16 protein-coding genes are annotated in these 19890 nt (G+C 41.2%); 15 read left to right on the top strand and 1 reads right to left on the bottom strand.

Annotated features, from left to right (window positions below; genetic code table 11):
- Positions 1-120 precede the first annotated feature (120 nt).
- From lspA to HMPREF2802_RS04515, 11 genes are all read left to right on the top strand, one after another.
- Positions 121-600, top strand: coding sequence for a signal peptidase II (gene lspA / locus HMPREF2802_RS04565; RefSeq protein WP_070502913.1), 480 nt, complete (start codon positions 121-123; stop codon positions 598-600).
- 11 nt (positions 601-611) lie between these two features.
- Positions 612-1529, top strand: coding sequence for an RluA family pseudouridine synthase (locus tag HMPREF2802_RS04560; RefSeq protein WP_049409612.1), 918 nt, complete (start codon positions 612-614; stop codon positions 1527-1529).
- A 512-nt stretch (positions 1530-2041) separates the two neighbouring features.
- Positions 2042-2569 carry a bifunctional pyr operon transcriptional regulator/uracil phosphoribosyltransferase PyrR gene (gene pyrR / locus HMPREF2802_RS04555; protein ID WP_002472870.1) on the top strand — a complete coding sequence of 176 codons (528 nt, stop codon included), beginning with the start codon at positions 2042-2044 and terminating at the stop codon, positions 2567-2569.
- A gap of 192 nt (positions 2570-2761) precedes the next feature.
- Positions 2762-4081, top strand: coding sequence for a uracil-xanthine permease family protein (locus tag HMPREF2802_RS04550; RefSeq protein WP_049409614.1), 1320 nt, complete (start codon positions 2762-2764; stop codon positions 4079-4081).
- Positions 4082-4105: 24 nt separating this feature from the next.
- Positions 4106-4999, top strand: a complete 894-nt coding sequence (locus HMPREF2802_RS04545) for an aspartate carbamoyltransferase catalytic subunit (protein WP_070502912.1) — start codon at positions 4106-4108, stop codon at positions 4997-4999.
- A 6-nt stretch (positions 5000-5005) separates the two neighbouring features.
- Positions 5006-6280, top strand: a complete 1275-nt coding sequence (locus HMPREF2802_RS04540) for a dihydroorotase (RefSeq protein ID WP_070502911.1) — start codon at positions 5006-5008, stop codon at positions 6278-6280.
- The gene (locus HMPREF2802_RS04535) at positions 6280-7380 is read left to right on the top strand and encodes a carbamoyl phosphate synthase small subunit (protein ID WP_002472821.1); all 1101 of its coding nucleotides are present in this window, start codon (positions 6280-6282) and stop codon (positions 7378-7380) included. Before HMPREF2802_RS04540 ends, HMPREF2802_RS04535 begins: the two co-directional genes overlap by 1 nt.
- Positions 7373-10546 (top strand): carbamoyl-phosphate synthase large subunit, encoded by a 3174-nt coding sequence (gene carB, locus HMPREF2802_RS04530; RefSeq protein ID WP_070502910.1) that lies wholly within the window; start codon positions 7373-7375, stop codon positions 10544-10546. The genes HMPREF2802_RS04535 and carB overlap by 8 nt, the downstream gene beginning before the upstream one ends.
- A gap of 214 nt (positions 10547-10760) precedes the next feature.
- Positions 10761-11453 (top strand): orotidine-5'-phosphate decarboxylase, encoded by a 693-nt coding sequence (pyrF, locus tag HMPREF2802_RS04525; protein ID WP_002472851.1) that lies wholly within the window; start codon positions 10761-10763, stop codon positions 11451-11453.
- Between the two features lies 1 nt (position 11454).
- Positions 11455-12063 (top strand): orotate phosphoribosyltransferase, encoded by a 609-nt coding sequence (gene pyrE, locus HMPREF2802_RS04520; protein ID WP_070502909.1) that lies wholly within the window; start codon positions 11455-11457, stop codon positions 12061-12063.
- 358 nt (positions 12064-12421) lie between these two features.
- Positions 12422-12829 (top strand): VOC family protein, encoded by a 408-nt coding sequence (locus HMPREF2802_RS04515; protein ID WP_002472826.1) that lies wholly within the window; start codon positions 12422-12424, stop codon positions 12827-12829.
- A 171-nt stretch (positions 12830-13000) separates the two neighbouring features.
- Here HMPREF2802_RS04515 and HMPREF2802_RS04510 read toward each other — a convergent pair whose 3' ends face one another.
- Positions 13001-14704 carry an Rqc2 family fibronectin-binding protein gene (locus HMPREF2802_RS04510; protein ID WP_070502908.1) on the bottom strand — a complete coding sequence of 568 codons (1704 nt, stop codon included), beginning with the start codon at positions 14702-14704 and terminating at the stop codon, positions 13001-13003.
- 156 nt (positions 14705-14860) lie between these two features.
- Here HMPREF2802_RS04510 and gmk point away from each other — a divergent pair, with 156 nt between their 5' ends.
- The 4 genes from gmk (at position 14861) to priA (ending at position 19816) form a co-directional block, all read left to right on the top strand.
- Entirely contained in the window at positions 14861-15484 is a 624-nt protein-coding gene (gene gmk, locus HMPREF2802_RS04505; protein ID WP_002472857.1) for a guanylate kinase, read from the top strand.
- A complete protein-coding gene (gene rpoZ / locus HMPREF2802_RS04500) occupies positions 15484-15696 on the top strand; it encodes a DNA-directed RNA polymerase subunit omega (RefSeq protein ID WP_002472875.1) in 213 nt (70 codons plus the stop codon). The genes gmk and rpoZ overlap by 1 nt, the downstream gene beginning before the upstream one ends.
- 487 nt (positions 15697-16183) lie before the next feature.
- Positions 16184-17407 (top strand): bifunctional phosphopantothenoylcysteine decarboxylase/phosphopantothenate--cysteine ligase CoaBC, encoded by a 1224-nt coding sequence (gene coaBC, locus HMPREF2802_RS04495; protein WP_070502907.1) that lies wholly within the window; start codon positions 16184-16186, stop codon positions 17405-17407.
- A complete protein-coding gene (priA, locus tag HMPREF2802_RS04490; protein WP_070502906.1) occupies positions 17408-19816 on the top strand; it encodes a primosomal protein N' in 2409 nt (802 codons plus the stop codon).
- Positions 19817-19890: the final 74 nt, after the last annotated feature.

Here is a 19890-nt window from a genome sequence, read left to right as displayed (position 1 = left end):
TGTCTTTTGTTCTGAAATGATAAGATTCATTACTAGGTCTAAACTTTTGTTTACATAAGGATTAAGCTATAATGAAAGTTGTTGTCTATATGGACGAACTAAAACCGAGGAGGTACCTCAATGAAGCGCCAGTACTATATTGGAACTACGGTAGTAGTCACATTATTGATATTAGCAATAGACCAATTGACGAAATATTTAATTGCAGCAAAGATGACCATAGGCGATTCTTACATGGTGATTCCCCACTTCTTAAATATCACTTCACATCGTAATAATGGTGCAGCGTGGGGCATTTTAAGTGGTAAAATGGGCTTCTTTGTCATCATTACACTTATTATATTAGCGATTCTCATCATCTTTTATATTAAAGAGGCGAAAGGCAATTTATTCATGCAAATCGCTTTAAGTCTTCTGTTCGCTGGAGCGATTGGTAACTTTATCGACCGATTATTTCATGGCGAAGTAGTGGACTTTATCGACACAAATATCTTCGGATATGATTTTCCAATTTTTAACGTAGCAGATTCAAGTTTGACGGTAGGGGTAATCTTCATCATCATTGCTTTGTTAAAAGATATGAATAATAAAGAGGAATAGGAGGTAAGATCATGGAACAACATCAATTCAATATTGCAGAAACGAATTTAGCTGGTTCACGTATTGACAAAGTCCTTCCAGAATTTAACAGCGAGTGGTCACGTTCACAAATGCAAGACTGGATTAAAGAAGGTTTAGTAAAAGTAAATGATAAAGTGGTCAAAGCGAACTACAAAGTGAAAGCGAACGACGTCATCGAAGTGACTGAGAAAGAAGTTGAAGAAGCGGATATTCAACCCGAAGATTTGAACTTGGACATTTACTATGAGGATGACGATGTCGCGATAGTTTACAAACCTAAAGGTATGGTTGTGCATCCATCACCAGGACATTACTCTGGAACACTCGTCAACGGCTTGATGTATCAAATGCAGAATTTATCAGGTATCAATGGTGAAGTCCGACCAGGTATTGTACATCGTATCGATAAAGATACCTCAGGGCTCTTGATGGTCGCGAAGAATGACGTGGCCCACCGTAGCCTCGTCGAACAATTGATGGCGAAGACAGTGACGCGTAAATATTCAGCGCTCGTGCATGGCAATATTCCGCATAATTACGGAACAATCGATGCGCCAATCGGACGTAATAAGAATGATCGCCAAGCGATGGCTGTCGTCGATGATGGTAAAGAAGCTGTCACGCATTTCGATGTGAAAGAACATTTTAAAAAATATACATTAGTGGAATGTGAACTTGAAACAGGACGTACGCACCAAATTCGTGTACACATGAAATATATCGGCTATCCGCTCGTAGGTGATCCGAAGTATGGTCCGAAGAAGACGTTGGATATAGGTGGCCAAGCACTACATGCTGGCGTAATTGGTTTCCAACATCCTAGAACGGGTGAGTATATCGAACGTACGGCACCAGTACCTGATGACTTCGCAAATCTATTAGATGAATTGCGTCATAGTGATAGCTAAGTAAAGGTGCAAGCGTGATAAGGCACTGTCATGTGAACTACGGCGTCTATTGAGGGTTGAGACGATCCAGACTTATATAACTATTGTGGTTAAGCGATGAGAACCACTGAACTTTCACTGTAGAATTAAATTGTGAAACCATTTCAAACTCAACTTGACGCTCGACCGTATTAGATGTAAAATTTAGATAAAGTTAAATCGCATATTAAAAAAACGCAAGTCTTTAACGATGAGTCCAGAGAGGCTCCGAAGACATCGCATATTGAGTCGCATACATGAGATTCATAGTGAAGAACTTCCGCACGCTATCGAGGAGGTCATGACTATGAATTGCTCAACCTTCACGTACGTTTATTTCAATGAATGTACGACTCTAACGCTAAGTTATGAGTATCACGAACGTGTATCCAATCAAGACCGCATGTCTTCATAAAGACATGTGGTCGTTTTTTGTATGCACAACTGATCTTTAAGTGTCACATCAATCTAATTTCAAAGTGTAGGTGGAGATTATGTCTGAACGAATTATCATGGATGATGCAGCCATCCAACGTACAGTAACACGTATCGCTCACGAAATACTTGAATATAACAAAGGAACAGATCGTCTTGTGTTGCTTGGTATCAAGACAAGAGGCGCATTTTTAGCGAAACGCATCCAAGAGAAGATTGAGTCCATTGAACATCAGTCTGTACCCACTGGCACAATCGATATCACGCAGTTCAGAGATGACAAAGAAGCTTCATCTGTAGAGACAACTCAGCCACCTTTCGATATTGACACAGAAATTACAGATCAAGCTGTGATTATTATTGATGATGTACTTTATACGGGTCGTACAGTGAGAGCGGCATTAGATGCGATATTGGGGCACGCGAGACCGCATAAGATTGGACTTGCGGCACTCGTTGACCGTGGCCATCGCGAATTGCCGATTCGTGCTGACTTCGTGGGTAAAAATATTCCAACAGCACGTGACGAAGCAGTATCCGTCTACTTAGAAGAAGTTGATCACAGCAATGCCGTCGCAATTGAATAATTCAGCTTTTAAATCAGTACGAGAGACTGAAAAAGCATGTACACTGATTCAAGAAGAGTGATGTCTTTGGATCAGCTGTACCGTCCTTTTATGCATGCATAGAGTAACGTGTATTTTCATGTTTAAAGGATGTCTTGTTTCAGTCTCTTTACACCGAGTAAAGAGACTTTTTTTAAAAGGAGAAAAAAAGAGATGGAAAATGAACAATTGTTTGAGCGCACGGCGAAACCGGTGCTCGATGTCAGAGATAAACCGAAACCTTCACAATGGGCATTCTTGAGTACCCAACATTTATTTGCGATGTTTGGCTCAACAGTACTCGTACCATTCTTAACACATATGCCGATATCAGCAGCGCTACTCGCTTCAGGAATCGGAACTTTATTATACATACTCATCACACGAGCGAAGATCCCAGCCTACTTGGGTTCAAGCTTTGCCTTTATCACGCCTATCATCTCAGGTATTGCCAACCATAGTCTTGGAGATATGTTAGTCGCACTCTTCATGAGTGGTGTGATGTACGTGATTATCGGGTTAATCATCAAACTCAGTGGGATTAACTGGCTGATGCATTTATTGCCTCCCGTTGTAGTTGGTCCAGTCATCATGGTCATCGGTTTGAGCTTAGCACCGACAGCGGTAAACATGGCAATGTTTGAGAACTCTGGAGACATGAAAGGTTACAACTTGAGTTACTTGCTCGTAGCAATGATTACCTTGCTCGTAACGATTTGTGTACAAGGTTTCTTTAAAGGGTTTCTATCACTGATACCTGTACTTGTAGGGATTATCGTCGGCTACATCGTGTCAGTTTGTATCGGCCTAGTTAACTTCGCACCGATTGCTCATGCGAAATGGCTGCAATTGCCTGATATTTACTTACCGTTTAAAGATTACGTTCCGTCATTCCATCTCGGGCTCGTCTTAGTGATGGTACCGATCGTCTTCGTTACTGTCAGCGAACACATCGGTCATCAAATGGTGATCAATAAGATTGTAGGACGTAACTTCTTTAAAGACCCAGGATTAGACAAATCCATCATCGGTGACGGTGTATCTACGATGTTTGCGAGCATCATCGGCGGTCCACCAAGTACGACATACGGTGAGAATATCGGGGTACTAGCGATTACGAAGATTTATAGCATTTACGTCATCGGTGGAGCAGCATGTATCGCTATCTTGCTCGGTTTCATCGGTAAGTTCACTGCTTTGATTTCATCCATACCCACACCCGTGATGGGTGGCGTTTCCATCTTACTTTTTGGAATCATCGCAGCGAGTGGTTTGAGAATGTTAGTTGAAAGCAACGTCGACTTTGCGCAGAATCGCAACTTAGTCATCGCTTCTGTCATTCTCGTGATTGGTATTGGAAACTTAGTTTTTAATTTAAAAGGATTAGGCATCAACCTACAAATTGAAGGTATGGCCTTAGCTGCTTTAGCAGGCATTATCTTGAACTTAATATTACCGCAACCTAAATCAGCAGCTGACAGCAAGGACGCATAACGGAAAGAAGATGGAGGTTAGAATATGAGAAACTTACTATCAATGGAACATTTATCGACGACAGAAATTGACCACCTGATACACAAAGCAAGTGAATTTAAATCTGGCGCTAGGCCTTTCCCGCAATACAAAGATCAGTTTGTAGCAAATCTCTTCTTTGAGAATTCTACACGTACAAAGAGTAGCTTTCTCGTAGCTGAACAGAAGCTGGGATTAAACTTAGTGGACTTTGAAACTTCTACTTCATCCGTTCAGAAGGGCGAGTCCTTATACGATACATGTAAAACGTTAGAAAGCATCGGCGTGAATTTACTCGTAATTCGTCATTCTGAGAATGCTTATTATGATAAGTTAGACCATATCAACATACCTATCATTAATGGGGGAGACGGCAGTGGTCAGCATCCTACCCAAAGTTTATTGGATATCATGACGATTCATGAAGAATTTAAGCGTTTTGAAGGTTTGAAAGTACTCATCTGTGGAGATATTAAAAACTCTCGCGTTGCCCGAAGCAACTATCACAGTTTGACAGCACTCGGTGCAGACGTCATGTTCTCAAGCCCACAAGAATGGCAAGACGACGCTATTGGAGCACCATACGTTGATATGGATGAAGTGATCGATCAAGTTGATATCGTCATGTTACTCCGCGTACAGCACGAGCGACATGGTTTCGAAGAAGTCGATCACTTTGAAGCGGGTCATTATCATCATGACTTCGGCCTTACACCAGAACGCTATCAACGTCTTCAAGAACACGCGATTATCATGCATCCTGCTCCAGTGAATCGCGGGGTTGAGATTGCTGACGAACTCGTCGAAGCACCTAAGTCGCGCATCTTTAAACAAATGGAAAACGGCATGTTCCTACGCATGGCTGTGATTGATACAATTTTAGACAATCGAAAGGGGTAAATGACTATGAAATTAATTAAAAATGCACAAATTTTACAAAACGGGGAATTACAACAAGTAGACATCCTAATCGAAGGTGAACGCATCAAGATGATTGACGACCAAATCGATAACACGCTCGATGCGGAAGAAATCGATGCACAGGGTCAATTTGTAGCACCAGGACTCGTTGACGTACACGTTCATTTACGTGAACCAGGCGGCGAACATAAAGAAACAATTGAAACAGGTACGAAAGCAGCAGCACGCGGTGGTTTCACTACCGTATGTCCGATGCCGAATACGAAACCTGTACCTGACTCTGTTGAGAATCTCGAGCATGTGAATAAGATTATTGCAGACAGCGCACAAGTTCGTGTCTTACCATACGCAGCGATCACTGTACGTCAAGCAGGTAAAGAACATGTCGACTTTGAAGCTCTCGCTCAACATGGTGCATTCGCGTTCACAGACGATGGCGTAGGTGTGCAAGAAGCAAGCATGATGTACGAATCCATGAAAGCGGCAGCGAAACAAGGTAAAGCAGTCGTAGCACACTGTGAGGACAATAGCTTAATTTATGGTGGCGCGATGCATGATGGTAAACGTAGTAAAGAGTTAGGCATCCCAGGTATTCCAAACATTTGTGAAGCAGTGCAAATCGCGCGTGACGTGTTACTTGCTGAAGCAGCAGGTGCACATTATCACGTATGTCACGTTTCAACGAAAGAAAGTGTACGTGCAATTAGAGATGCGAAGAAAGCAGGCATCCACGTGACAGCTGAGGTCACACCACATCACCTATTGCTTACTGAAGATGATGTGCCAGGTGACAATGCGATTTATAAAATGAATCCACCATTACGTAGCAAAGAAGATCGTGACGCCCTAATCGAAGCCTTACTCGATGGCACAATCGATTGTATAGCAACAGACCATGCGCCACACGCAGCAGAAGAGAAAGATCAACCAATGACTCGTGCGCCATTTGGTATCGTAGGTAGTGAAACAGCTTTCCCATTACTTTACACTCACTTCGTTAAAGATGGGGACTGGACATTACAACAACTTGTTGACTACTTAACGATTAAACCTGCACAAACATTCGACTTACCTTATGGCAAACTTGAAGAAGGTAGCTTAGCCGATTTAACGATTATCAACTTAGATCAAGAGCGCGAAATTAAAGCTGAAGACTTCCATTCTAAAGCAAGTAACACACCATTCTTAGGTTACAAAGTATACGGTAACCCAGTGCTTACAATGGTTGAAGGAACAGTGAAATTTAAGGAGGAAATCTAATGATTGAGAAACGTTATCTCGTATTAGAAGACGGATCATATTATGAAGGGTACCCACTCGGTTCAGATAACTTAACAATGGGTGAAATTGTATTTAACACTGCGATGACAGGTTATCAAGAAACAATTTCTGACCCATCTTATACAGGACAAATCATTACTTTTACTTACCCACTCATCGGTAACTATGGTATCAACCGTGATGATTTCGAAACGCTCGTGCCTAGCTTGAACGGCGTTGTAGTGAAAGAAGCGAGCAAGCATCCTAGTAACTTCCGTTCGCAAAGAACATTCCATGAAGTGCTCGTTGAATACGATATTCCAGGCATTTCTGGTGTCGATACACGTAGTATTACACGCAAGATTAGACAATATGGTGTCTTGAAAGCTGGATTTACAGATAACAAAGAAGAAATTGACTCACTCGTTGAGAAGTTGAAATCAACAGAATTACCACGTACTGAGGTACAAACAGTTTCAACGAAATCTCCTTATGTTTCTACAGGTTTCGACTTAAGTGTCGTTCTTGTGGACTTTGGTAAAAAGCAAAACATCGTGCGCGAACTCAACGCGCGTGGCTGTAATGTCACTGTTGTCCCTTATGATACAACAGCTGAAGAGATTAAACGCATGTCTCCGGATGGTGTCATGTTATCTAACGGCCCAGGGGACCCAGAAGAAGTGCAAGTAGCAATTGAGATGATTAAAGGCATCTTAGGCGAAATTCCATTCTTCGGTATTTGTCTTGGACATCAACTCTTCGCCTTATCTCAAGGTGCAACATCATTCAAGATGAAATTCGGACATAGAGGTGCGAACCACCCGGTTAAAGACTTGAAGACAGGTAAAGTCGCATTAACAAGTCAGAACCACGGTTACTCTATAGATAAAGATTCTTTAGAGAATACAGATTTAGAAGTGACACACATTGCGATTAACGACAATACAGTTGAAGGTTTACGTCACAAGACATTACCTGCATTCTCAGTTCAATATCACCCTGAGGCATCACCAGGACCAACAGATTCAAACTACTTATTTGATGAATTTATCGATATGATGAATCAATTTAAAGAAAAGGAGCGTCATACTCATGCCTAAACGTAAAGATATAGAAACAATTCTTGTCGTTGGATCAGGACCGATTATTATCGGTCAAGCAGCAGAATTTGACTACGCAGGAACACAAGCATGTCTCGCCTTGAAAGAAGAAGGCTACCGTGTCATCTTAGTCAACTCTAACCCTGCGACAATTATGACGGATAAAGAAATTGCGGACGAAGTATATATCGAGCCGTTAACACACGACTTTATCGCACGCATCATCCGCAAAGAACAACCAGACGCTTTACTGCCAACATTAGGTGGACAAACAGGCCTCAACATGGCAATTCAACTCCACGATAGTGGTGTGCTTGAGGCAAATGGTGTGACGTTACTCGGTACACGTTTAGAGTCAATCCAACAAGCAGAAGACAGAGAGCAATTCAGAAGCTTGATGAACGATTTAGATGTACCAGTACCTGAAAGTGACATCGTTAATACCGTAGAACAAGCCTTTACTTTTAAAGAACAAGTGGGCTATCCACTCATCGTACGTCCAGCCTTTACAATGGGTGGAACTGGTGGCGGTATTTGCCATAACGATGAAGAGTTACGTGAAGTTGTTTCCAATGGACTTCACTACAGCCCAGCCACACAATGTTTAATTGAGAAATCAATCGCAGGTTACAAAGAAATTGAATACGAAGTAATGCGCGATAAGAACGACAACGCGATCGTAGTATGTAACATGGAGAATATTGACCCAGTGGGTATCCACACTGGTGACTCCGTCGTAGTGGCACCAAGTCAAACGCTTTCTGACGTTGAATATCAAATGTTACGTGACGTATCATTGAAAGTCATTCGCGCGTTAGGTATTGAAGGGGGTTGTAACGTACAACTCGCTTTAGATCCGGATTCAATGCAATACTATATCATTGAGGTTAACCCTCGTGTATCTCGTTCATCAGCACTTGCATCTAAGGCGACAGGTTACCCAATTGCGAAGCTTGCGGCTAAGATCGCTGTAGGACTAACTCTAGATGAAATGTTAAACCCAATCACTGGAACATCTTATGCAGCGTTTGAACCTGCGTTAGACTACGTGATTTCTAAGATTCCACGTTTCCCATTCGATAAATTCGAAAAAGGTGAACGTGTCCTCGGTACGCAAATGAAAGCGACAGGGGAAGTTATGGCGATTGGTCGTACTTACGAAGAATCATTATTAAAAGCAATCCGTTCATTAGAATATGGCGTACACCACTTAGGTTTACCAAATGGTGAAAGCTATAGCTTAGATTACATTAAACAACGTATTCAAGATCAAGACGATGAGCGTCTCTTCTTCATTGGAGAAGCGATTCGCCGTGGTACAACATTAGAAGAAATTCATGAAATGACGATGATTGACTACTTCTTCCTAAATAAATTCCAACAAATCATCGACATTGAACATGACTTGAAAGAACACAAAGGCGACGTGGACTACGTTCAATATGCGAAGAACTACGGCTTTAGTGACCGTGTGATTGCCCACCGCTTCGACATGACAGAAGATGAAGTTTATCAACTACGTAAAGATAACGGTATTACACCTGTTTATAAAATGGTTGATACTTGTGCGGCTGAATTTGAGTCTACTACACCATACTATTACGGTACTTACGAACAAGAGAACGAATCTATCGTTACGGATAAAGAGAAAATCTTAGTACTTGGTTCTGGTCCGATTCGTATCGGTCAAGGTGTAGAATTCGACTATGCGACAGTACACGCTGTATGGGCAATTCAAAATGCTGGATATGAAGCAATTATTGTGAATAACAACCCTGAAACGGTTTCTACAGACTTTTCAATCTCAGACAAGCTCTACTTCGAACCACTTACTGAAGAAGATGTCATGAACATCATCGATTTAGAGCAACCTAAAGGTGTTGTCGTTCAATTCGGTGGTCAAACAGCGATTAACTTAGCTGACAAACTAGCTAAACACGGTGTTAATATCTTAGGTACAACGCTTGAAGACCTTAACCGTGCAGAAGATAGAAAGGAATTCGAAGCGTTACTTCACACAATTGACGTACCGCAACCTAAAGGTAAGACAGCGACATCTCCAGAAGGTGCCTTAGAGAACGCGCGTGAAATCGGTTATCCAGTTGTCGTTCGCCCATCTTATGTACTCGGTGGCCGTGCGATGGAAATCGTTAACAGTGATGACGAATTGAAGAACTACATGAATCAAGCGGTTAAAGCAAGTCCAGATCATCCAGTGTTAATCGACCGTTATCTTACAGGTAAAGAAATTGAGGTCGATGCAATTTCAGACGGTGAGACAGTGATTATTCCTGGTATCATGGAACACATCGAACGTGCAGGTGTTCACTCTGGTGACTCTATCGCAGTTTATCCACCTCAAACTTTAACGCAAGAAGAAGTGGATACACTTGAAGATTACACAATGCGTTTAGCGAAAGGCCTCAATATCGTGGGTCTAATCAATATTCAATTCGTTATCGCACATGATGGCGTCTACGTGCTAGAGGTTAACCCTCGTTCAAGCCGTACAGTGCCGTTCTTGAGTAAAATTACTGGCATTCAAATGGCACAACTTGCAATGCGTGGTGTAATGGGCGAGAACCTTCAAGAATTAGGTTACCAACCAGGTATTCAACCACACAGTGAAGGTGTCTTCGTTAAAGCTCCAGTCTTCAGTTTTAATAAACTGAAAAAAGTTGATATTACGCTTGGACCTGAAATGAAATCTACAGGTGAGGTCATGGGTAAAGACTTAACGATGGAAAAAGCATTGTTTAAAGCGCTCACAGCTAGTGGTGTAGAAGTGAAAGACCACGGCACAGTGCTCATGACGGTTAGTGATAAAGATAAAGAAGAAATTGTTGATATCGCACGTCGCTTAAACGAAGTAGGTTATAGAATTCTTGCGACTGAAGGTACAGCACATAAACTTAACGACAACAATGTGCCCGCACAAGTCGTAGGTAAGATCGGTCGTGAAGACGATATCTTAACTCAAATTCAGAACAATAAAGTTCAAATTGTAATCAATACGATGACAAAAGGTAAAGAAGTTGAAAGAGACGGTTTCCAAATCCGCAGAACTTCTGTAGAAAATGGCGTACCATGTCTCACTTCCTTAGATACTGCAAATGCCTTAACGAATGTTATTGAAAGCATGACATTTACAATGAGAACAATGTAATCTTATGTAAGAAGTAAAAGGTCTATGATTTTTGACTATTGAGTAATGGGAGGTAGATCGGGTTAACATCTACCTCTCTATACTCATTTTATTCATTACGAACTGAAAGCGGTGGATGAGTTTAAGAATGATAAGCTCAATGTGATTGTGATATTATCTTAAACTTTTCTAAACAATACACACTATTAAGTGAAAAACTGAGGTGGATTAATCAGTGGAAACTTTGCCAATTATCGCTTTAGATTTCGAATCTAAAGAGAAAGTAGACCAATTCTTAGATTTATTCGATGAGCCACTTTACGTCAAAGTCGGCATGGAATTGTTCTATCAAACAGGCCCAGAACTCATATCAGACATCAAAGCGCGTGGTCACCGCATTTTCCTAGATTTAAAGCTTCACGACATCCCTAATACAGTAGGTAAAGCGATGGAAGGACTAGCGAAATTAGAGGTCGACATGGTCAATGTGCATGCAGCGGGGGGCACAGTAATGATGCAGCGTGCATTAGAGGGCTTAAGAAAGCATAACCCCGATACGAAACTCATCGCTGTGACACAGTTGACTTCTACGACGGAAGAGATGTTACATGACGAGCAGAACATTCAAACATCAATTGAAGATGCCGTCTTAAACTATGCGCAACTCGCACAACAAGCACAGTTAGATGGCGTTGTATGCTCACCGTTAGAAGCAGAATTATTAACACAGCATTTAGGTTCAGATTTCTTAAAAGTCACACCAGGTATTCGTCCGAAAGATGCGCAAACGAATGATCAGAAGCGCATTACTACGCCTGAAGAAGCAAAGACAAATGGCTCTACACATATTGTAGTCGGACGTCCTATTACACAAAGTGACAATCCGGTAGAAAGCTATCACAAAATCAAAGAAAGTTGGTGCAACTAACATGGCAAGATCGATTGCAGAATCTTTATTAGATATCAAAGCGGTATCACTCTCACCAAACGATCGCTTCACTTGGAGTTCAGGTATCAAATCACCTATCTATTGCGATAACCGCGTGACACTTGGCTATCCAAAAGTTCGTCGTCAAATTCGCGATGGTTTAGCAGCATTAATTCGTGAACACTTCGGTGATGTTGAAATCGTGTCTGGTACAGCAACTGCAGGTATTCCACACGCAGCCTACTTATCAGAAGAGCTAGATTTACCTATGAACTATGTTCGCTCTAAGAGTAAAAGTCATGGGAAACAGAATCAAATTGAAGGTGCGAATAGCCAAGGCAAGAAAGTGGTTGTCGTTGAAGATTTAATTTCTACAGGTGGCTCTTCTATCACCGCTGTAGATGCATTGAAAGAAAGTGGCGCAGAAGTACTTGGTGTCGTAGCCATCTTTACTTATGGCTTGAAGAAAGCGACAGAAACATTTGAAACTGCTAACGTGCCTTTCTATACTTTAAGTGATTACAATGAACTCATTGAAGTAGCAGAAGAAAGAGGCGTCATTACGAAAGAAGATATCGATACACTTGTTGAGTGGCGCGATAATTTATAAGTTGATCGTAAAAATAATCCTGTGTTGACGTGCTTGATGCGACGCAACACAGGATTATTTGTATTTCAATTATATTAACGAATAAACATTTTAATCAGTAACCAACCTACCAATAAAACGACAAAGAAGACGAGTAATGGAATAAGCACGAATGTCATAATTTACCTCCACGTATTTTTAATCTATTTTAACAAAGTAATGTGACTTAGGAAATGTCGGAGTTGTAGTGGTAGGCCAGGAAGACTAAGGTGCTACGCTCGTCTACGTGTGGATCATGCGCCAAGCTCTTGATATGTTACAATGAGTAGAGATGATTTAACCGAGAGTAATAGAACGGTTGAAAAGAGGAGGATAACGGATGAGTATACCTAAAGTGACTACGTTTATGATGTTTAATGGTCAAGCTGAAGAAGCGATACGTACATACGTAGAAGCTTTCGATGATGCAGAAATTCTCGCAATGCGTCGTTATAGTGAAGAAGATGACGCGCCGACAGATTATTTACAACATGCGATCTTTCGATTGAAAGACCAAGTATTGATGGCGATTGACAATGTGAATGGCATGGATATAGAAATGAATCCAGCGATGTCACTATATGTCACTGTTGATACAGCGATGGAAATGGAACGATTATTTAGTAAATTGAAGAATCAAGGTGCCATCTTAATGCCGAAGACCGAAATGCCACCGTTCAGAGAGTTTGCATGGGTACAAGATCGTTTTGGTGTAAACTGGCAATTAGCTTTACCTGAGAAACAATAGCTTTCGACGATAAATAGATACATTAAAAGACCCAGTCGATAAAGTAGGATGTGACGTCCTTACTTTGTTCGGCTGGGTGATTTATATTTATAGATAGTGATATTTTATTAATTGCTAATGTTTAATCCTTTCTGTGAAAGCTGCATTTAGAAGATGTGCTCGAGATGATGATTATTTCTCATCTATTTTCATCGCTTTAATGTGATCATAATCAGGCGTCGCAAACAGCGTTTTCTGATTGTCGTAAGTAACAAATCCTGGCTTTGCTCCTGAAGGTTTATGCACATTTTTAATTTGCGTGTAGTCCACAGGAATTTGAGCAGAATTTCCTGCTTTAGAGAAGTAACCTGCCAACATCGCAGCTTCTTTCAACGTTTCCTCACTCGGATCGTCATTTAGTATCACGACGTGTGAACCTGGAATATCCTTAGTGTGGAACCACCAATGTTGTTTAGCGGCTTTCTTGTTCGTTAAATAATCGTTCTGTTTGTTATTTTTACCGACAAGCATCGTATCTCCATCTGTAGAACGATAGTGTTGCAACTGAATTTGAGGTTTTTTCTTCTTCTTACTTTGTTTACGCGCTTTCATGTAACCTTGTTCAGCTAACTCGTCACGAATTTCATCAATATCATCAACCGTAATATGTGCGAGTTGTTGCTCGATATTCTCGAAGTATTGAATATTGTCTTTCGTTAGCTTGATTTGGCGCTCGACTTCATATTCTCGACGTTTCAAACGATTGTATTGTTTGTAGTAATATTGCGCGTTCTCAGACGGCGATTTCGTCGGATTAAGGGGGATATCTACCTCTTCATTCGTATAGTAGTTTAACGCCGTCACATGGTCGTCACCTTGATGGATACGATAAATATTTGCCGTAATTAATTCCCCGTAAAGTTGTTCGCGATCTTTATCTTTCGCACTTTCAGATTCTTGCATCAGTTTACCTAATTTATGTTGATTCTTCTGCACTTGTTGTTGCACGAAACGTACGAGGTCATTCGCGCGTTGCTTCACCCGTTCTCTTTCACCACGTGCCTCATAATAGCGGTCAAGTAGTTGATGCAAGGAGTCATAGATGACCGCATCGTCGTCAAACTGTTGCAGTTTCATAAAGTAGAAATCTTCTTTTCCCGTTTCATGATTTTTATGGAAAATGGGAGTTTCTGGCTCTTCTGTTTCAGCGAGTACTTCAGCAAAAGCTTCAGGTAAGGTTTCAGTTGTCATAAATTGTTTGCGATTCACGATTTCATTCGTGATGAGCGGACTAAAGCCTTCGAACGTATGAAGTAACTGTCGAGCAATTTTACCACTATTAAAATCAATATATTGATTTACTTGATCAGCAGAAATCTCGTAAGGGTTTAACTTGTCCTGCGTCGGCGGCGTTTCATACTTAAAGCCAGGCATGACAGTACGATACTGATTGGTGTTGGGCGTGAGATGTTTAAAACCTTCGATAATCTTACGGTCATCATCGACTAGAATCAGGTTGCTGTGTTTACCCATAATTTCTAGTATGACAGTGCGATAAATCGTATCGCCTATTTCATCTTTACTTTCAATATCTATTTCAACACGGCGGTCATTACCGATTTGACGAATGGCTTGCACAAATCCACCTTCTAAGTGTTTACGAAAGACGCGCGCAAACATAGGTGGGTCAAAGGGATTATCGTATTTCTTCTCAGTGATATGCATGCGAGAGAAGCTAGGGTGGATTGACAATAAGAGTTGATGATTCTTACGTTGTTGGCGAATCACCATGATGATCGTGTCATTCTCTGGTTGATTGATTTTATGAATGCGACCACCGATTAGAAATTGTAAGTCTGCTACCATTTTCTTGGTAAATAAACCATCATATGCCATGTGTATCATCCACTTTCTATAATTTCAGTGAACTCATTGTAACATGAGATGTGAGGTGGGCATAGGAGAAGATTTGTCTACGGACGCTATACAATTAAATAGGGAGTATGGTATCATATTGTAATAATAGAAGAATAGCTAGAAAGGTCGTAAATCATGGATAATGAGAAAGGTTTGCTAATTGTGCTTTCTGGTCCCTCGGGTGTAGGCAAAGGGACGGTGCGAAAGAAAATATTTGATGACCCATCGACATCTTATAAATATTCAATTTCAATGACGACACGTGATATGCGTGAGGGAGAAGAAGATGGGGTGGATTACTTTTTCAAGACAAAGAAAGAGTTTGAAGACCTCATCAAGCAAGACCAATTTATTGAGTATGCAGAATACGTAGGAAATTATTACGGGACACCTGTGCAATATGTTAAAGATACTATGGAACAAGGTTATGATGTCTTTCTAGAAATAGAAGTTGAAGGTGCAAAGCAGGTTCGTAAGAAATTTCCGGACGCACTATTTATCTTCTTAGCACCACCAAGTTTAGATCATTTACGTGAGCGTTTGGTCGGACGTGGTACGGAAAGTGATGAGAAGATTCAAAGTCGTGTAAACGAAGCACGTAATGAAGTGGAAATGATGAATCTTTACGATTATGTCGTAGTAAATGATGAGGTTGAGTTGGCGAAACAACGCATTCAATCCATTGTTGACGCAGAGCATTTAAAGAGAGAGCGTATCGAAGCAAAATATAGAAAGATGATATTGGAGGCTAAAAAATAATGTTATACCCTGCATTAAATGATTTAACTAACCAAGTTCGTTCTAAATACTTAATCGCAACAACAGCTGCGAAACGTGCAAGAGAGTTAGAAGACAAACCTGAAAGTACTTTATTAGATAATTACAAATCTGTAAAAACAGTAGGTAAAGCGCTTGAAGAAATTGCAGACGGTAACGTTTATCCTAACGGTACAATTGATCGTGACGAATAAAGCGTAAGCTCATACTTCTGAGTATAAATATTTGAGAGATGTACCATGACGATATTAAATGGTGTCATTTCATAGCGTATGCGAAATCTGCAACATTGGGCAGAGTAGAACGAGAGCGTTTCATAAGTGCTCAAGTCAATGTTGCAGGTTTTTCGTTTTTTTAAAAGGAGAAGAGAGGGTTGAAGCAAGCCATCTTAACCTTTGTATGAAAGTGTTACGACGAGTGAGATGATAACCACAGTCTGTCATGCAATGAGCAGTACGGTAGTGTAGTTCGTGTCCAAGTGGAAAGGACAGGCTATACTTCCGTGCTTTTTATTTTACCTACAAAATGGTGTATAATGAGAGTTAAAATGACGCAGATGAACGTCGACTCATAAAGCCTCAATATTGGCGTATGATGAGCTGAATTACATGCTCAAAGCGGACGTTTAAATGTCGTACGAAGAAACGTTACGATGGAATAATTCGATGGAGGACAATAGTGATGAAGAATATATTGTTGGCTGTGACAGGAGGTATTGCAGCATACAAAGCAATCGATTTAACGAGTAAGTTGACTCAAGCAAACTATAACGTTCGAGTGATGCTTACAGATAATGCGCAAGAATTTGTACAACCTCTCGCGTTTCAAGCAATCAGTCGTAATGTCGTGTATACAAATACCTTTAAAGAAGAGAATCCTGAAGAGATTCAGCATGTCGCTTTAGGTGATTGGGCGGATGCCATCGTCATTGCGCCTGCTACAGCAAATATCATTGCGAAGTTGAGTGTGGGGATTGCAGACGATATGGTCACTTCAACATTGCTCGCTACTGAAACGCCGAAGTTTGTAGCTCCAGCGATGAATGTGCATATGTACGAGAACGCTAGAACGCAACATAACATTTCCATCCTTAAAGGGGATGGCTACACGTTTATCGAGCCAGGCGATGGTTATCTTGCTTGTGGTTATGTCGCTAAAGGTCGTATGGAAGAGCCGCTACAGATCGTGGCACGCTTAAATGAACATTTCAATTCATCTTCCCATGAAGCGGTATCTGAAACAACATCGAAGTCTCCAAGCACCTTTGCAGGCCAACATGCGCTGGTGACTGCTGGGCCTACAATCGAAGAGCTTGATCCGGTGCGTTATTTGTCTAACCGTTCTTCAGGTAAAATTGGTTACGCACTCGCAGAAACGCTAAGAGATAAAGGCGCACAGGTGACTTTAGTTTCTGGTCCTACTTCATTCTCAGACCCAGAAGGTGTCGAAGTCGTTCGTGTTGAAAGCGCGGAAGACATGTTTGAAGCGGTAAAGCAACGTTACGATAACGTGGATATCGTCTTCAAAGCAGCGGCAGTTTCAGATTACACACCGACAGAAATGTTGCCGCATAAATTGAAGAAACAAGAAGGCGAACTCAGTGTGACATTTAAACGTACGCCTGACATTTTACAATACTTAGGCGAACATAAATCACACCAATATTTAGTAGGATTTGCGGCCGAAACGCGTGATATTGAGCGCTATGCGCAAGACAAATTAGAACGTAAGAATGCAGATGTCATCATTGCGAACAACGTGGGCGACCGTTCAATCGGGTTCAGTTCAGATAACAATGACTATACGATGTACTTTAAAGATCAATCTTCAGTCGCTTTAGGTAAAAAGCCTAAGGTCGAGTTAGCGCAGCTCATTGTAGATGAATTAGAAACTAGGTGGAAATAAATGATTGCCAAAGTCATAGTAGATGTTCAATCTAAAAGCGTCGATTATAACTTCGATTATCTCGTTCCAGAACGATTAGAGTCTGTCATTCAAGTAGGCATGCGCGTCATTGTGCCATTTGGGCCGAGAACGATACAGGGCTATGTGATGGCATTAACTGATCAGCCAGATGAGAACTTAGACCTCTCTAAGTTAAAGGAACTCAAGGAAATTCAAGATATTCGACCAGAGTTAACACCAGAATTGATTCAATTAAGCGAGTGGTATGGTAAATACTTTGTAACGAAACGGATCTCAATGCTTGAAGTGATGCTACCGGCAGCGTTGAAAGCGAAGTATACGAAAGTCTTCCATCTGAAAGATCTTAACGCCATACCTGATTCGCTTGTTAAACACTTTGACAGCGCAGGTAACTACGAATATAAAGCTGCCCAAAAGAATGGCGATTTGAAAGCACTCTTAGACCTTTTACGAGAAGGCGCAGTAGAAGAACAAACACTTTTATCCCAAAGTGTGGGTAAGAAGACGCAACGTGCAGTACGTATTGCTGACGAAGCAGCGATAGATAGCGTGTTAGCAGAATTAGAGTCGAAAGAGAAACAGTATGATTTATATGCGTATTTGAGCGATGAACGTCACCGTGACGTCTCTTTAAAAGAGTTACAAGAGATGGATTTCTCAATTTCATCCATCAATACTTTGACACGTAAAGGTATGATTGAAAAGTATGATGCGGTAATTGAACGGGATCCATTTGCAACGCGTGTCTTTGAACAGGAGAAGAATCAGACACTGACTCAAGATCAACAACGTGCTTACGATGCGATTTGTGAAAGTATTGAAGAGCGACAACAACGCACGTTCTTACTTCATGGTGTCACAGGTTCGGGTAAGACAGAAGTTTATTTGCAGACGATTGAACGTGTCTTGAATCACAATCGACAAGCGATGATGCTTGTGCCGGAGATTGCATTAACACCACAAATGGTCTTGCGTTTTAAGAAACGTTTTGGAGATGAAGTAGCGGTACTTCACTCAGGTTTATCAAAAGGTGAACGGTATGATGAATGGCAGAAGATTCGAGATGGTCGTGCGCGCGTCAGTGTGGGTGCACGCTCTAGTGTCTTTGCGCCATTTAAAGAGCTCGGGATGATTATCATCGATGAGGAGCATGAATCCTCATACAAACAAGAAGATTATCCGAGATATCATGCGCGTGATATCGCAGAGTGGCGTAGTCAATATCATCAGTGCCCACTCGTTCTCGGCAGTGCGACGCCGTGTCTAGAGTCCTATGCCCGTGCGGATAAAGGTGTATATCAGTTGTTGAGCTTACCGAATCGTGTGAACGATCAAGCGATGCCGCATATTGATATCGTCGACATGCGTGAAGAATTGAGTTCAGGCAACCGTTCGATGTTCTCGAATCAACTCAGAGAGGCCATTGAGACGCGTTTAGCGAACAAAGAACAAATTGTCTTGTTCTTAAACCGCCGTGGCTATGCTTCGTTTATGCTTTGTCGTGATTGTGGTCATGTGCCACAATGTCCGAACTGTGATATTTCTTTAACCTATCATAAGTCGACGGATCAATTGAAATGCCACTATTGTGGTTATCAAGAAACACCACCAGCCTTATGTCCGAACTGTGAAAGTGAGCATATTCGTCAAGTCGGAACAGGCACCCAACGCGTAGAAGAACTACTGCAACGTGAATTTGAAGGAGCTAACATTATTCGTATGGATGTGGATACAACGTCACGTAAAGGGGCTCATGAGAAATTATTAAACGACTTTGGCGAAGGCAAGGGCGATATTCTTCTTGGAACACAAATGATTGCGAAAGGGCTAGACTTCCCTAATATTACCCTTGTAGGTGTGCTCAATGCCGATACGATGTTGAATTTACCTGATTTCCGCTCAAGTGAACGAACATACCAATTGTTAACGCAAGTGGCAGGCCGTGCCGGGCGTCATGAAAAAGAGGGACAAGTCATTATTCAAACGTATAATCCAGAGCATTATGCGATTAAAGATGTGCAGCAGAATGATTATTTGGCATTTTACCGTCAAGAGATGGAATATCGTAAACTTGGCAAGTATCCGCCGTATTTCTTCTTAATCAACTTTACGATTTCTCATCAAGAAATGAAAAAGGTGTTAGAGGCGTCTAAGCATATTCACCAAATCTTGTTGCAACATCTGTCTGATAAGGCATTGGTGCTAGGTCCATCACCTGCTGCGCTTACGCGGATTAATAACGAATATCGTTTCCAAATTCTGATCAAATATAAGAGTGAACCGGATTTATATCAAGCGTTACAATATCTGGATGATTATTATCATGAACAATATATGAAAGAGAAACTCGCATTGAAGATTGATATTGCGCCACAAATGATGATGTAGCGATTGAGGCGAGACAATTGGAATTTAAATAAGACACCTACAAAGGGCAGGCGTACTGCTCACTTTGTAGGTGT

This window comes from Staphylococcus sp. HMSC071G07 (assembly GCF_001811435.1).
Taxonomy (GTDB): domain Bacteria; phylum Bacillota; class Bacilli; order Staphylococcales; family Staphylococcaceae; genus Staphylococcus; species Staphylococcus pettenkoferi.
Note: the sequence above shows the minus strand (reverse complement) of the source record. Positions and strands in the feature narration are given on the sequence as shown.